Raw genomic sequence first — 14,978 nt, 5'->3', positions numbered from 1 at the left:
GCCCTGCATGACCCTCGATCGCGATGCCGCCACCCATGTCGCCCAGGTTTTGTCCGAAGCGCTGCCTTATATCCGCCGCTTTGTCGGCAAGACCCTGGTGATCAAATACGGCGGCAACGCGATGGAGAGCGAAGAGCTCAAAACCGGTTTTGCCCGCGACGTGGTGCTGATGAAAGCGGTCGGCATCAACCCGGTGGTCGTGCACGGTGGCGGCCCGCAGATCGGTGACCTGCTCAAGCGCCTGTCGATCGAAAGCCACTTCATCGACGGCATGCGCGTTACCGACGCGCAAACCATGGACGTGGTGGAGATGGTCCTCGGCGGCCAGGTCAACAAGGACATCGTCAACCTGATCAACCGTCATGGCGGCAGCGCCATCGGCCTGACCGGCAAGGATGCCGAGCTGATTCGCGCGAAGAAGCTCACCGTCAGCCGCCAGACGCCAGAGATGACCACCCCGGAAATCATCGACATCGGTCATGTGGGCGAAGTGGTCGGGGTGAACACCGACCTGCTCAACATGCTGGTCAAAGGTGACTTCATTCCGGTGATCGCGCCGATCGGCGTGGGCGCCAACGGCGAGTCGTACAACATCAACGCCGACCTGGTGGCCGGTAAGGTTGCCGAAGCACTGAAAGCTGAAAAGCTGATGCTGCTGACCAACATCGCCGGCCTGATGGACAAGCAAGGCACCGTGCTCACCGGCCTGACCACCGAGCAGGTCAACGAACTGATCGCCGACGGCACCATTTACGGCGGCATGCTGCCGAAAATCCGCTGCGCCCTTGAAGCGGTGCAAGGCGGGGTCAACAGCTCGCACATCATCGATGGCCGGGTGCCGAACGCGGTACTGCTGGAGATCTTCACCGACAGCGGCGTAGGCACCCTGATTACCAACCACAAGCCGCGCTAAGGCACAAAAAAGGCGACCCTCGGGTCGCCTTTTTGTTTGCCTCAGATACCGTACTGAGCCCGGTAGGCCTCGACGGCCGGCAAGTGCTGCTTGAGCGCCGGGTCGTCGGCGAGGAACTCCAGCACCTGGGTCAGCGAGACGATGCTCACCACCGGAATGCCGAAGTCGCGCTCCACTTCCTGGATCGCCGACAGCTCGCCGTTGCCGCGCTCCTGGCGGTTCAGCGCGATCAACACGCCAGCAGCCTTGGCTTGCTGGCCCTGGATGATCTGCATGACTTCGCGGATGGCGGTACCGGCAGTGATCACGTCGTCGATGATCAGCACATCGCCGGTCAGCGGTGCGCCGACCAGGCTGCCGCCTTCACCGTGGGCCTTGGCCTCTTTGCGGTTGAAGCACCACGGCAGGTCGAGGTCATGGTGCTCGGCCAGGGCCACGGCAGTGGCTGCCGCCAGGGGGATACCCTTGTAGGCCGGGCCGAACAGCACGTCGAACGGGATCTTGCTGTCGACGATTGCCGCAGCATAGAAACGCCCGAGCTGAGCCAGGGCCGAACCGCTGTTGAACAGGCCGGCGTTGAAGAAGTACGGGCTGGTGCGCCCGGACTTGAGGGTGAACTCACCGAAGCGCAGAACCCCGCGGTCGATGGCAAAACGAATGAAGTCGCGCTGATACGGCTGCATGAAGAGTCCCGGATACCACGGATTTAGCTAATTGAGTACAGCTCGGGTATCATACACGCACGAGATTTTTGGGGCCATTTATGCGGATCATCAGTGTGAACGTTAATGGCATTCAGGCTGCCGTTGAGCGTGGTTTGCTCAGCTGGCTACAAGCCCAGAATGCTGACGTCATCTGCCTTCAGGATACCCGCGCCTCGGCCTTTGAACTCGACGACCCAGCTTTCCAGCTCGATGGCTACTTCCTTTATGCCTGCGACGCAGAAGTTCCCGCCCAAGGCGGCGTGGCACTTTATTCGCGGTTGCAGCCCAAGGCAGTCATCAGCGGCCTGGGCTTCGAGACAGCCGACCGCTACGGACGTTACCTGCAGGCCGATTTCGACAAGGTAAGTATTGCAACCCTGTTGCTACCTTCGGGAATGAACGGCGATGAAGACTTGAACCAGAAGTTCAAGTTGATGGACGACTTCGCCAAGTACCTGGACAAGCAGCGGCGCAAGCGTCGCGAGTACATCTATTGCGGCTCGTTGTACGTGGCGCAGCAGAAGCTCGACGTCAAGAACTGGCGCGATGGCCAGCAGTCTCCAGGCTTCCTGGCGCCGGAACGCGCCTGGATGGACGAGATTGTCGGCAACATGGGCTATGTCGATGCCCTGCGCGAAGTCAGCCGTGAAGGCGACCAGTACAGCTGGTGGCCAGACAACGAGCAGGCCGAGATGCTCAACCTGGGCTGGCGCTTCGACTACCAGCTGCTGACCCCGGGCCTGCGCCGCTTTGTTCGCAGCGCACGCCTGCCACGCCAGCCGCGCTTCTCCCAGCACGCGCCGCTGATCGTGGATTACGACTGGACGCTGACCATCTAAGTCGTGCAGCCACAAAAAAACCGACTTCATGTCGGTTTTTTTGTGGCTTCAGCTTTTATCAGATCATTATTTGATCGGCCGCCAGGTCAGCGGGTAGCGATAGGGCTGGCCTTCGTTGGCCTTGACCCCGGCGATGATGGTCAGGATCAGCACGGCGATCATCAGCATGCCAAACAGCACGATGCCGATCAGGACAAACATCAGCAGCCCACAGATGATTCCGGCGATGAATACTGTGATCTGGAAGTTCAGTGCCTCCTTGCCCTGGGCATCGACGAACGGGTCGACGTCCTTTTTCCAGATCCACATCACCAGCGGCCCCAACAGGCTACCGAAGGGGAAGACCAGGCCGAGCAAGGCAGCCAGGTGACAGAACATCGCCCATTGCCGGACTTCGGCGTTGGGAGTGGGCAACTGCAAGGGCTGCTCGGTCATGCTCTGCTCCTGGGCTTGGGTGTATCAGTCAGCCAGCGAGGCCTGCTGCAGTTCGAACAGGTCAACCATGCCTTTTTGCGCCAGTGCCAACATGGCGTTGAGCTCTTGCGGCTGGAATGGCGCGCCTTCGGCAGTGCCTTGTACTTCGATAAAGCCGCCTGCGCTGGTCATCACCACGTTCAGGTCGGTCTCGGCTGCCGAGTCTTCGAGGTAGTCCAGGTCGAGCACCGGCTCACCCTGGTACATGCCTACCGAGACGGCTGCGATCATGTGCTTGAGCGGGTCACCGCCCTTCAGGCCGCCGCGCTTCTTGACCACGCGCAGGGCATCAACCAGGGCAACCATGGCGCCGGTGATCGAAGCGGTGCGGGTGCCGCCGTCGGCCTGAATCACGTCGCAGTCGACGTACAGGGTGATGTCGCCCAGCTTGCTCATGTCCAGCGCAGCGCGCAGGGAGCGGCCAATCAGGCGCTGGATTTCGAGGGTGCGACCGCCTTGCTTGCCACGGCTGGCTTCGCGCTGGTTACGCTCGCCGGTAGAACGCGGCAGCATGCCGTATTCGGCCGTCAGCCAGCCCTGGCCCTGGCCTTTGAGGAAGCGCGGGACACCGTTCTCGACACTGACGGTACAGATGACTTTGGTGTCACCGAACTCGACCAGTACTGACCCCTCGGCGTGTTTGGTGTAGTTGCGGGTGATGCGGATCGAGCGGAGCTGATCGGCAGCGCGACCACTTGGACGTTTCATTTGGGATACCTGTACTGGACTTGAATCTGCCCAGCATTATAGAGCGCGCCGGGCGATGAGGACACGCCTATTGTCGCAGGCCCCGAAACAGACGGCCCAGGGCCGCAGGTCGGGTTTTTCCGGGAACCGCGTGAGGGTTTGTAACATCAGTTGATTGGGAGCCAGCGCCGCACTGCGCTACAATCCTGCGCCTTCAGCCGCTTGGCTTTCCTTCATCTTTTGCGCGAGGTACTTCCCATGGTGCACAGCATGACCGCTTTTGCTCGAGTCGAGCGCGCCGGTAGCCAGGGCACCCTGATCTGGGAACTGCGCTCAGTCAATCATCGTTACCTGGAGCCGCACCTGCGCTTGCCAGAAGCCTTCCGCGACCTCGAGGGCGCCGTGCGCGAAAGCCTGCGCCAGGGCCTGTCGCGCGGCAAGGTCGAATGCACCCTGCGCTTCAACGAAGAGAACAACGGCAAGGCCCTGCAGGTTGATCGCGAGCGCGCCGCGCAACTGGTTGCCGCCGCCGAGACAGTCGCCAGCCTGATCAAGCAGCCGGCGCCGCTCAACCCGCTCGAGGTTCTGGCCTGGCCCGGCGTGCTGGTGGCCGATGCCGCCGACCCGCAGGCGCTCAACAGCGAGGCCATGGCCCTGTTCGAAGAGGCCCTGAACGAGCTGAAGAACGGCCGCAACCGCGAAGGCGCAGAACTCGCGCGACTGATCAACGAGCGCCTGGACAACATGGCCAGCGAGGTCACCACCTTGCGCGCCCTGGTGCCGCAGATGCTCGCGGCGCAACGGCAGAAGATCCTCGACCGCTTCAGCGACATGCAGGCCGAGCTCGACCCGCAGCGCCTGGAGCAAGAGATGGTCATGCTCGCGCAAAAGAGCGACGTCGCCGAAGAGCTCGACCGCTTGAGCACCCACGTCACCGAAGTGCGCCGGGTGCTCAAGTCCGGCGGTGCCGCCGGCCGGCGCCTGGACTTCCTGATGCAGGAGCTCAACCGCGAAGCCAATACCCTGGGCTCCAAAGCCTTCGACCCACGCAGCACCCAGTCCGCGGTCAACCTCAAGGTACTGATCGAGCAGATGCGTGAACAAGTACAGAACATTGAGTAAGGCCACCCCGACCATGAATCACAGCAGCGGCACCCTTTACATCGTTTCGGCCCCCTCCGGCGCCGGCAAGACCAGCCTGGTCAAAGCCCTGATCGATGCTGACAACAGCATCCAGGTGTCGGTCTCGCACACCACCCGGGCCATGCGCCCGGGCGAAGTGCACGGCGTGAACTATCACTTCGTCGAACACACCGAGTTCAAGCTGATGATCGAGCAAGGCGACTTCCTCGAACAGGCCGAAGTCTTCGGTAACTTCTACGGGACTTCGCGCAGCGCGCTGCAACAGGCGCTCGACCAGGGCCAGGACCTGATCCTCGAGATCGACTGGCAAGGCGCCCAGCAGGTGCGCACGCTGATGCCCGAGGCGCGCTCGATCTTCATCCTGCCGCCGACCCAGGAAGCCCTGCGCCAGCGCCTGACCAACCGCGGCCAGGACAGCGACGAGATCATCGAAGGACGGATGCGTGAAGCAGTGAGCGAGATGAGTCACTACGACGAGTATGACTTTGTCATCATCAACGATGACTTCGCCACGGCACTGGAAGACCTCAAGGCGGTGTTCCGCGCCAATCGCCTGCTGCAAGCCAACCAGCAGCAGCGTCATGGCCAGCTGCTCAAGCAATTGCTTGCCTGAGCAACCTGCCGCTCCAGCCGCTTAGCGGCGGCTGGAGACCGTGGCGTGACGATGCAGGGTCATGCCCAGGAAGAACGCCGGCGCACGCAGACGCGACAGCATCATCAGCACCAGGCCGAGTACGGTGATGATCATTGCGATCACGAACACCAGGCCCAACCCGCCCACATGCGAACCGCTGCCGAACGACGGCGAAGCGCTGTCGATGGCTGTCTGCAGGAAAATCACCGAAAGGATGCCACCGCCAAGCAGCGGGCACAGGCCGCGCATCAGGAAATGCCGCACGCTGTCGAACAGGCTGTGGCGGAAGTACCAGACGCAAGCATAGGCAGTCAGCGAATAGTAGAAGCAGATCATCATGCCCAGGGCGGTGATGGTGTCTGCCAGGACGTTTTCGCTCAAGGTACGCATGGTCACGTAGAACACACCTGCCGCCATTCCGGCGCAGATGGTGGCGTAGCGCGGGGTTTTCGAGCGCGGGCAGATGCTGGCGAAACGCTCGGGCACAGCGCCGTAGTAACCCATGGCCAGCAACGTGCGCGCCGGCGATACGAAAGTGGACTGCAGCGAGGCGGCAGTGCTGGCCAGCACCGCGATCGACATCAGGATAGCCAGCGGCCCCATGACCGGGCCGGCCAGGTGAGCGAAGACGTTTTCCTGGATGCGCGGGTTGTTCAGGCCCAGGCCAATGTCACCGATACCGGCGAATTGCAGGGTAGCGATTGCTGTGACCAGGTACAGGCCAAGAATCAGCAGCACCGTCAGGGTCGCCGCACGGCCAGGGGTATCACCGCTGCCGACCGATTCTTCACTGATGCTCAGGCACACGTCCCAGCCCCAGAAAATGAAAATCGACAGCGACAGGCCGGCGGTAAAGGCCGAGAACGACTCAACGCCGAAGGGGTTGAACCAGTCCAGGTCGAACGCCAGCGGTGGCGTCGCCGACGACTCGCCAAACGCAGCCATGGCAAAGCCCACCAGCACCACCAGCTGCAAGGCCACCAGGCCGTACTGCACGGTCATGGTCGTGGCGATGCCGCGACAGCAGATCCACACCGCCATGGCGATGAACACGCAACAGGTGACGACATTGACCAACAGGTTGTCGCTCAGCGCAGCCACCTCGTGGCTGCCGGTGATCTGCCCAAGGAATAGATAGAAGAAGTCGACGGCCACCCCGGCCAGGTTGGACAGCACGATGGTGGTTGCGGTAACCAGCCCCCAGCCGCCAATCCAGCCGATCATCGGGCCGAACGCCCGTGCCGACCAGGTAAAGGAAGTACCGCTGTCCGGCTCGGCCGCATTCAGTTCGCGGTAACCCAGGGCCACCAGCAGCATCGGCAGGAAGCCAACGATGAATACCGCCGGCAGATGAGCCCCGACTTCACGCACGGTCGGGCCCAACGCACCAGTCAGGGTGTAGACCGGAGCGATGGTGGAAATGCCCAGCACGATGCTGGCCAGCAGTCCGAGCCGGCCCTTGGCCAGCCCCTTGGATCGCCCGCCCTCACCTGGGGACAGGCCTGCTTTGTGTTCACTCATGAGTAGTTGCCGCCAATATTGGTATTGTTTTTCAGGACGCCCCGCGGGGTGTCCGCTTTCACTCATTGAAACCTGTTGCGTGGTACTTCAAGCCCGGATCAACCGGCTGACCTCATAGAATCTTCTCCCGGATCCGCTCGCCCATGGCACGGGTCAGGCATGCCTCACGAAATGCCTGGAACAGGCGCAGCGAGACCGGGTTGTCGGCAAAACGGTACTCGGGGTGCCATTGCACGCCGACCACAAAGCCCGGGGCGTCTTGCATCGACACCGCTTCGATCAGCCCGTCGGGGGCCAATGCCTCGGCGCGCAAGCCGCCAGCCAGGCGATCGATACCCTGGCTGTGCAGCGAATTGACCATGAAGCTGTGCGCCATCCCCAGGCGTTCGAACAACCCGCCGGGCTGGACAGTGACCAGGTGACGGGGGCTGTACTGTTCTTCCAGCGGGGCGTCCTGCGGCTCGCGATGATCCAGGTAACCCGGCAGTTCCTGCACCCGCTGGTGCAGGGTGCCACCGAGGGCCACGTTGAGTTCCTGGAAACCACGGCAGATGCAGAACACCGGCACGCCGTCGGCAATCGCCGCCTGCAGCAGCGGCAGGGTCAGTCGATCGCGAAACACGTCGTGCTGGGTCCCTTCCACGCTGGGGGCGCCATTGTAATGATGCGGCTCGACATTTGAAGGCGAACCGGTAAAAAGAATGCCATCGAGCCGCTCCAGTACGCGGCGCGGGTCGCTGGGCTCGGCCCTGGCCGGGAGGATCAGGGGGATCCCGGCAAAGCCTGCGGCCTCGACATATTTGTCGCCCACGGTGTGCGACGAGTTCTTGCCCAGTTGCTGGCGGCAAGCGGAAACGCCAATCAATGGCGGCATTGCTGCGGTAGTTTGCATGGGTTCACCCTCCCTTACAGCTTGATCCAGGTCGCCTTGAGTTCGGTGTATTTGTCGAAAGCGTGCAACGATTTGTCCCGGCCATTACCCGACTGCTTGAAGCCGCCAAACGGTGCGGTCATGTCGCCGCCGTCGTACTGGTTGACCCAGACACTGCCAGCACGCAGGGCGCGAGCGGTGTTGTGGGCACGGGAAATGTTGCTGGTCCACACCGCCGCCGCCAGGCCGAAGGGCGAGTCGTTGGCAATGTCGATGGCTTGTTCGGCGCTATCGAAGGTGATCACCGACAGCACCGGGCCGAAGATTTCTTCGCGGGCGATACGCATGGCATTGGTCACGCCATCGAAGATCGCTGGCTGCACGTAAACACCGCAGGTGTCTTCCAGCACCCGCTCGCCACCGGTGACCAGGGTGGCACCGTCAGCCTTGCCGGCTTCGATGTAACCGAGCACGGTGTCCAGTTGGGTGGTGTCGACCAGGGCCCCGACGCGGGTGTCCGGGTCCAGCGCATGGCCGGGCTTCCAGGCCTTGAGGGCCTCGACCACCATCGGCAGGAACTGGTCCTTGATCGAGCGTTCAACCAACAGGCGCGAACCGGCAATGCACACTTCGCCCTGGTTGAAGGCGATAGCGCTGGCCGCAGCTTCGGCGGCGGCCTGCAGGTCCGGGGCGTCGGCGAAGACGATATTCGGGCTCTTGCCACCGGCTTCGAGCCAGACGCGCTTCATGTTCGACTCGCCGGCGTAGACCATCAGCTGCTTGGCAATGCGGGTGGAACCGGTGAACACCAGGGTATCGACGTCCATGTGCAGGGCCAGGGCCTTGCCGACGGTGTGGCCGTAACCTGGCAGCACGTTGAGGACACCCGCCGGCAAACCGGCTTCGATCGCCAGTTGAGCGATACGAATGGCGGTCAGCGGCGATTTTTCGGACGGCTTGAGGATCACCGAGTTACCGGTGGCCAGGGCCGGGCCGAGTTTCCAGCAGGCCATCATCAGTGGAAAGTTCCACGGAACAATGGCCGCGACCACGCCGACCGGCGAGCGGGTGACCAAACCCAGCTGGTCGGACGGGGTCGCAGCAACTTCGTCGTAAATCTTGTCGATGGCTTCAGCGTTCCAGCGGATGGCGTTGGCCGCCGCCGGAATGTCGATGCTCAGGGCATCGGCAATCGGCTTGCCCATGTCCAGGGTCTCGAGCAATGCCAGTTCTTCGGCATTGGCCAGAAGCAAATCTGCAAAGGCAATCAGCACCCGCTTGCGCTGGGCCGGCGCCTGGTTGGCCCAGACGCCACTGTCGAAACTGCGCCGGGCCGCAGCTACCGCGCGTTCGGCATCGGCGCTGTCACAGCTGGCGATCTGCGCCAGCTGGCGGCCGTCGACCGGGCTTGAACACTCGAAAGTCTCACCGGACACACTGGCGCAGTACTGGCCGTCGATGAAGGCGCGGCCTTCGATGTTCAGGCCTTGGAAAAGCTGTTCCCAGTGTTGGCGTGGTGCTGTTGTCATTGTTGTTTTCTCCGGCGTCACACCGTGTGCAGGTACCAGTTGTATTCGAGGTCGGAAATCGACACCTCGAACTCGGCCATCTCGCTTTCCTTGCAGGCGACAAAAATATCGATGTAGTCGGGGCTGATGTACTTGTTCAGCACTTCACTGTCATCGAGCTCACGCAGCGCATCGCGCAGGTTGTTCGGCAGGCTCTGCTCCAACTGCTCGTAGGAGTTGCCCTCGATAGGCGCTCCCGGCTCGATCTGGTTGGTCAGGCCATGGTGGATGCCGGCGAGAATGGCCGCCATCATCAAGTACGGGTTGGCATCGGCGCCGGCAACCCGGTGCTCGATTCGCACGGCATCGCTGCTGCCGGTCGGCACGCGGACCGCTACGGTGCGGTTGTCCAGCCCCCAGCTCGGCGCGTTGGGCACGTAGAACTGAGCACCGAAACGCCGGTAGGAGTTGATGTTCGGGCACAGGAAGGCCATTGACGCTGGCATGGTCTCGAGCACGCCACCAATGGCGTGGCGCAGGGTTTCGCTTTGCTCGGGGTCTTCGCTGGTGAAGATGTTCTTGCCGGTTTTTTTGTCCAGCAACGAGATATGCACGTGCAGGCCGTTACCGGCCTGGCCCGGATAGGGCTTGGCCATGAAAGTGGAGTCCATTTCATGGTCGTAGGCGATGTTCTTGATCAGGCGCTTGAGCAACACCGCGTAGTCGCAGGCCTTCATCGGGTCGGCAACGTGGTGCAGGTTGACCTCGAACTGCGCCGGGGCGCTTTCCTTGACGATCGCATCCGCCGGGATGCCCTGCTCCTTGGCGGCTTCAAGCATGTCCTGCAGGCAATCGACGTATTCGTCGAGATCGTCGATCAGGTACACCTGGGTCGACTGCGGGCGCTTGCCGGAGATCGGCGAACGCGGCGGTTGCGGGCGGCCGTTGAGGTTGTCCTGGTCGATCAGGTAGAACTCAAGCTCAAACGCCGCGCAAATATCCAGGCCCAGCGCATCGAACTTCTCCACCACGCTGCGCAGCACTTCCCGCGGGTCGGCGAAGAATGGCGTGCCGTCCAGTTCATGCATGGTCATCAGCAATTGCGCGGTCGGACGCTTCTGCCACGGCTCGTAGGCCAAGGTACCGGGGATCGGGAAGCAGATGCGGTCGGCATCGCCGATGTCCAGGCCCAGGCCGGTGCTTTCGACGGTCGAGCCGTTGATGTCCAGGGCAAACAGCGAAGCCGGCAGGTTGATGCCTTTTTCGTAGACTTTAACCAGGCTTGCACGCTCGATGCGCTTGCCACGCACCACGCCGTTCATGTCTGCAATCAGCAGATCGACAAATTGCACCTCAGGGTGGGCCTGGAGAAATTCGCCCATCTCATCGAGAGGGATGGCGCACGGGGAGACCGACGTCATGGCTAGGCATCCTTTGATTTTTTATCGAACGACATGGAGGAGGTACTACTGCGCTATCGAGAGCGGCGATGGTTTCATTTGTTCTTTTTAAGTGGTCCCATCGTGGGGAACAGCTGAACGCCGTGGGTTCGCACGGACGTTCCAGATTTTTCTGACAACGTCGCGACTTGATTCACGACTGCCGCCTCACTATAGAATGGCCCCCACGCAACAGACATTGGCATTTAGGCAAGTAAAGAGTGCATCCATGCAATATCAGATCAGCCACGCCGACCTTTCCCTGGTGCTTGCACTGGTCCGCGGCCGCTCCCTGGCCAAGGCCGCCGAGCTGCTGAAGGTCGATGTATCGACTGTTTTTCGTTCGATCCGGCGCATGGAAGCCGCCCTGGGTACCGCGTTGTTCGTCAAAAGCCGCAAAGGCTACATCCCCACCGGTACCGCCCAGGCCCTGGCCGAGCAGGCCGAACGCGCCGAGCAGGCACTGGATGCCGCGCGGGTGGCGCTGGAACTCGGTGAGCAGGTGGTCAGCGGCACGGTGCGCCTGACCTGCACCGACGCCGTGCTGCACAGCCTGTTGCTGCCAGCGCTGGCCGAGTTCATGCCGGCGTATCCGGCGCTGTCGCTGGAGCTGGCGACCTCCAACACCTTTGCCAACCTCAGCCGGCGCGATGCCGACCTGGCCCTGCGCCTGACCAACACCCCGCCGGAGCACCTGGTCGGGCGCTGCCTGGGATCGGCGTCCTACGTGGTGTGCGGCCGCGAAGAGTTTCGCGACAAGCTCAAGGACGCGCCGGCGGCGCTGCCGTGGATAGCCCCGGACGACACCATGCAGGACCACCCCACCGTGGTCTGGCGCAGCGAACACCTGCCCGGGGTCATGCCGCGCTACCGTTGCAGCAGCATCTCGGCGATTGCCCAGCTGGTAACCGCCGGCCTGGGCGTGGCGGCCCTGCCAGACTACATGGCCCATACCCTGCCCGGCGTCGAATCGCTGAGCGCTGCCCTGCCCGGCTGCGACACCGAAGTCTGGCTGCTGACCCGCCCCGATTGCCGCGCCTTGCGTTCAGTGCAGACGCTGTTCGACGAATTGACCCCGCGCCTGCGCGATGCCTTGGGTCGCCAGTGAAATCGTCCTCGCGGGGCAAGCCCGCTCCCACAGAACCTCTGTAGGAGCGGGCTTGCCGCGCGATGCTATTGAATTGAGCACGCATACAAGACAGTTGTGCTAGAGCCCTGCAAGTAGGTATCGTCGAGGTATCAAGGGCTCGAAATGAAATCAGCGCTTCCCTAAAGGCTGGTGATTTTTTAAACTATCGAGTCCGCTCGCCCTTTCGGGCTGAACTCCGCATTTGCTACTTGAGGAAGACCATGGCCCGCGTAACCGTTGAAGACTGCCTAGAACACGTGGCTAACCGTTTTGAGCTGGTCATGCTCTCCACCAAACGTGCCCGTCAACTGGCCACCGGCGGCAAAGAGCCGAAGCTGCCATGGGAAAACGACAAACCTACCGTCATGGCCCTGCGCGAAATCGCTGAAGGCATCTGCACTGATGAGTTCATGGCTGCAGAGTCGATCCAGACTCAAGTTGAGCCAATGTTCGCGTTCAGCGAGGGTGACGAGACCAACGAGGCGGTCTAAGCCCATGCCTGGTCGACGTAGTACGGCACCGGTCATCGTCCCTTGGCAAGAGGTCATCCCATGCCGAGCATAGACGCCCTCGCCGATCGCTTGTCGACCTACCTCGGCGCCGACCAGGTCAACCTGGTGCGCCGGGCGTATTTCTACGCCGAACAAGCCCACGACGGCCAGCGCCGTCGCAGCGGCGAAGCCTACGTCACGCACCCGCTGGCGGTGGCAAGCATCCTTGCCGACATGCACATGGACCATCAGAGCCTGATGGCCGCCATGCTTCATGACGTGATCGAAGACACCGGCATCGCCAAGGAAGCACTCAGCTCGCAATTTGGCGAAACCGTGGCCGAACTGGTCGACGGCGTCAGCAAGCTGACCCAGATGAACTTCGAGACCAAGGCCGAAGCCCAGGCGGAAAACTTCCAGAAAATGGCCATGGCCATGGCCCGGGATATCCGCGTGATCCTGGTCAAGCTGGCCGACCGCCTGCACAACATGCGCACCCTCGAAGTGCTGTCCGGCGAAAAGCGCCGGCGCATTGCCAAAGAAACCCTGGAAATCTACGCCCCCATCGCCAACCGCCTGGGCATGCACAGTGTGCGCGTAGAGTTCGAAGACCTCGGCTTCAAGGCCATGCACCCGATGCGCTCGGCGCGCATCTACCAGGCGGTCAAGCGCGCCCGCGGCAACCGCAAGGAAATCGTCAACAAGATCGAAGAGTCGCTGGCCCACTGCCTGGCGGTCGACGGTATCGAAGGCGAAGTCAGCGGCCGGCAGAAGCACCTCTATGGCATCTACAAGAAGATGCGCGGCAAACGCCGGGCCTTCAACGAGATCATGGACGTCTACGCGTTCCGCATCATCGTCGACAAAGTCGACACCTGCTACCGCGTACTGGGCGCCGTGCACAACCTGTACAAGCCGCTGCCGGGGCGCTTCAAGGATTACATCGCGATCCCCAAGGCCAACGGCTACCAGTCGCTGCATACCACGCTGTTCGGCATGCACGGGGTCCCGATCGAGATCCAGATCCGCACCCGCGAAATGGAAGAGATGGCCAACAACGGCATCGCCGCCCACTGGCTGTACAAGTCCAGTGACGACGAGCAGCCCAAGGGCACCCATGCCCGGGCGCGCCAATGGGTCAAAGGCGTGCTGGAAATGCAGCAACGCGCGGGCAACTCCCTCGAATTCATCGAGAGCGTGAAGATCGACCTGTTCCCGGACGAGGTCTACGTGTTCACGCCCAAGGGCCGGATCATGGAGCTGCCCAAAGGCTCCACGGCGGTCGACTTCGCCTACGCGGTGCACACCGACGTCGGCAACAGCTGCATTGCCTGCCGCATCAACCGCCGCCTGGCGCCGCTGTCCGAACCGCTGCAGAGCGGCTCGACGGTCGAGATCGTCAGCGCCCCGGGGGCGCGACCGAACCCGGCCTGGCTCAACTTCGTGGTGACCGGCAAGGCCCGTACGCACATCCGCCATGCGCTCAAACTGCAGCGCCGCTCGGAATCCATCAGCCTCGGCGAACGCCTGCTGAACAAGGTTCTCAACGGCTTCGACAGCGCCCTGGACAAGATCCCCCAGGAGCGCATCCAGGCCATGCTCGGCGAATACCGCCTGGAACTGATCGAAGACCTGCTCGAAGACATCGGCCTGGGCAACCGCATGGCCTACGTAGTGGCCCGCCGCCTGCTGTCCACCGAAGGCGAGCAACTGCCAAGCCCGGAAGGCCCGCTGGCCATTCGCGGCACCGAAGGCCTGGTGTTGAGCTACGCCAAATGCTGCACGCCGATCCCGGGCGACCCGATTGTCGGTCACCTGTCGGCGGGCAAAGGCATGGTGGTACACCTGGAAAACTGCCGCAACATCAGCGAAATCCGCCACAACCCGGAAAAATGCATCCAGCTGTCCTGGGCCAAGGATGTCACCGGCGAATTCAACGTCGAGCTGCGCGTCGAGCTTGAGCACCAGCGCGGCCTGATCGCGCTGCTGGCCAGCAGCGTCAACGCCGCCGACGGCAATATCGAGAAAATCAGCATGGATGAACGCGATGGTCGCATCAGCGTGGTCCAACTGGTGGTCAGCGTGCACGACCGTGTGCACCTGGCACGCGTGATCAAGAAACTGCGCGCCCTGACCGGGGTGATCCGAATCACCCGCATGCGTGCGTAGCCCAATAACAGCAAGGAGTCATCATGACCAAGACCGTCATCACCAGTGACAAGGCCCCAGCCGCCATCGGCACCTATTCCCAGGCGATCAAGGCCGGCAACACGGTGTACATGTCCGGGCAGATCCCGCTGGACCCGAAAACCATGGAACTGGTCGAAGGCTTCGAAGCCCAGACCGTCCAGGTCTTCGAAAACCTCAAAGCCGTTGCTGAAGCCGCTGGCGGTTCGTTCAAGGACATCGTCAAGCTGAACATCTTCCTCACCGACCTCAGCCACTTCGCCAAGGTCAACGAGATCATGGGCAAGTACTTCGACCAGCCGTACCCGGCCCGCGCCGCCATTGGCGTTGCTGCCCTGCCGAAAGGCTCGCAGGTTGAAATGGATGCCATCCTGGTCATCGAGTAACACCCCCGAGGGCGCGCCGCCCGGTGCGCCCTCATCCCCCGCCCCTGCAAGG

General features: G+C 62.3%; 15 protein-coding genes. 8 read left to right on the top strand and 7 right to left on the bottom strand.

The features are described from left to right. The first annotated feature begins 7 nt into the window (after positions 1-7). The gene (gene argB / locus JYG36_RS01280; RefSeq protein WP_045199591.1) at positions 8-913 is read left to right on the top strand and encodes an acetylglutamate kinase; all 906 of its coding nucleotides are present in this window, start codon (positions 8-10) and stop codon (positions 911-913) included. A gap of 41 nt (positions 914-954) precedes the next feature. On the opposite strand, the gene pyrE is transcribed toward argB, so the two are convergent. Next, on the bottom strand, positions 955-1,596 hold the full coding sequence (gene pyrE, locus JYG36_RS01275) for an orotate phosphoribosyltransferase (protein WP_010225878.1): 642 nt from the start codon (positions 1,594-1,596) through the stop codon (positions 955-957). A gap of 80 nt (positions 1,597-1,676) precedes the next feature. Between pyrE and crc the strand changes: the two genes are divergently transcribed. Beyond that, positions 1,677-2,456 (top strand): catabolite repression control protein Crc, encoded by a 780-nt coding sequence (gene crc / locus JYG36_RS01270; RefSeq protein ID WP_010225880.1) that lies wholly within the window; start codon positions 1,677-1,679, stop codon positions 2,454-2,456. 66 nt (positions 2,457-2,522) lie between these two features. Here crc and JYG36_RS01265 read toward each other — a convergent pair whose 3' ends face one another. Further along, entirely contained in the window at positions 2,523-2,891 is a 369-nt protein-coding gene (locus tag JYG36_RS01265) for a DUF4870 domain-containing protein (RefSeq protein ID WP_045199587.1), read from the bottom strand. A 24-nt stretch (positions 2,892-2,915) separates the two neighbouring features. Next, complete coding sequence (gene rph / locus JYG36_RS01260; RefSeq protein ID WP_045199585.1) at positions 2,916-3,638, bottom strand: ribonuclease PH; 723 nt, start codon at positions 3,636-3,638, stop codon at positions 2,916-2,918. A gap of 237 nt (positions 3,639-3,875) precedes the next feature. Here rph and JYG36_RS01255 point away from each other — a divergent pair, with 237 nt between their 5' ends. Both JYG36_RS01255 and gmk read left to right on the top strand, forming a co-directional pair. Further along, the gene (locus JYG36_RS01255; protein ID WP_045199583.1) at positions 3,876-4,739 is read left to right on the top strand and encodes a YicC/YloC family endoribonuclease; all 864 of its coding nucleotides are present in this window, start codon (positions 3,876-3,878) and stop codon (positions 4,737-4,739) included. 13 nt (positions 4,740-4,752) lie between these two features. Then, positions 4,753-5,373, top strand: coding sequence for a guanylate kinase (gene gmk, locus JYG36_RS01250; protein WP_045199581.1), 621 nt, complete (start codon positions 4,753-4,755; stop codon positions 5,371-5,373). A gap of 21 nt (positions 5,374-5,394) precedes the next feature. Here gmk and JYG36_RS01245 read toward each other — a convergent pair whose 3' ends face one another. The 4 genes from JYG36_RS01245 to JYG36_RS01230 all read right to left on the bottom strand — a co-directional run bounded on the left by JYG36_RS01245 (position 5,395) and on the right by JYG36_RS01230 (position 10,715). After that, entirely contained in the window at positions 5,395-6,915 is a 1,521-nt protein-coding gene (locus JYG36_RS01245; protein WP_045199579.1) for an APC family permease, read from the bottom strand. Positions 6,916-7,027: 112 nt separating this feature from the next. Further along, positions 7,028-7,807, bottom strand: a complete 780-nt coding sequence (locus tag JYG36_RS01240; RefSeq protein WP_213602882.1) for a gamma-glutamyl-gamma-aminobutyrate hydrolase family protein — start codon at positions 7,805-7,807, stop codon at positions 7,028-7,030. A gap of 14 nt (positions 7,808-7,821) precedes the next feature. Next, complete coding sequence (locus tag JYG36_RS01235) at positions 7,822-9,315, bottom strand: aldehyde dehydrogenase (RefSeq protein WP_045199576.1); 1,494 nt, start codon at positions 9,313-9,315, stop codon at positions 7,822-7,824. A gap of 17 nt (positions 9,316-9,332) precedes the next feature. Then, positions 9,333-10,715, bottom strand: a complete 1,383-nt coding sequence (locus tag JYG36_RS01230) for a glutamine synthetase family protein (RefSeq protein ID WP_045199574.1) — start codon at positions 10,713-10,715, stop codon at positions 9,333-9,335. A 247-nt stretch (positions 10,716-10,962) separates the two neighbouring features. On the opposite strand from JYG36_RS01230, the gene JYG36_RS01225 reads away from it, so the two are divergent. The 4 genes from JYG36_RS01225 to ridA all read left to right on the top strand — a co-directional run bounded on the left by JYG36_RS01225 (position 10,963) and on the right by ridA (position 14,926). Next, positions 10,963-11,841, top strand: coding sequence for a LysR family transcriptional regulator (locus JYG36_RS01225; RefSeq protein WP_045199572.1), 879 nt, complete (start codon positions 10,963-10,965; stop codon positions 11,839-11,841). 242 nt (positions 11,842-12,083) lie between these two features. After that, positions 12,084-12,353, top strand: a complete 270-nt coding sequence (rpoZ, locus tag JYG36_RS01220; RefSeq protein ID WP_213602880.1) for a DNA-directed RNA polymerase subunit omega — start codon at positions 12,084-12,086, stop codon at positions 12,351-12,353. 60 nt (positions 12,354-12,413) lie between these two features. Next, complete coding sequence (gene spoT, locus JYG36_RS01215) at positions 12,414-14,522, top strand: bifunctional GTP diphosphokinase/guanosine-3',5'-bis pyrophosphate 3'-pyrophosphohydrolase (protein WP_045199568.1); 2,109 nt, start codon at positions 12,414-12,416, stop codon at positions 14,520-14,522. Positions 14,523-14,545: 23 nt separating this feature from the next. After that, complete coding sequence (gene ridA / locus JYG36_RS01210; protein WP_003229509.1) at positions 14,546-14,926, top strand: deaminase RidA; 381 nt, start codon at positions 14,546-14,548, stop codon at positions 14,924-14,926. The last annotated feature ends 52 nt before the right edge of the window (positions 14,927-14,978 follow it).

Origin of the sequence: Pseudomonas sp. SORT22, from assembly GCF_018417635.1 — a bacterium.
Taxonomy (GTDB): Bacteria; Pseudomonadota; Gammaproteobacteria; order Pseudomonadales; family Pseudomonadaceae; genus Aquipseudomonas.
The sequence above is the reverse complement of the archived record's forward strand: the minus strand, read 5'-3'. Positions and strand labels throughout refer to the sequence as shown.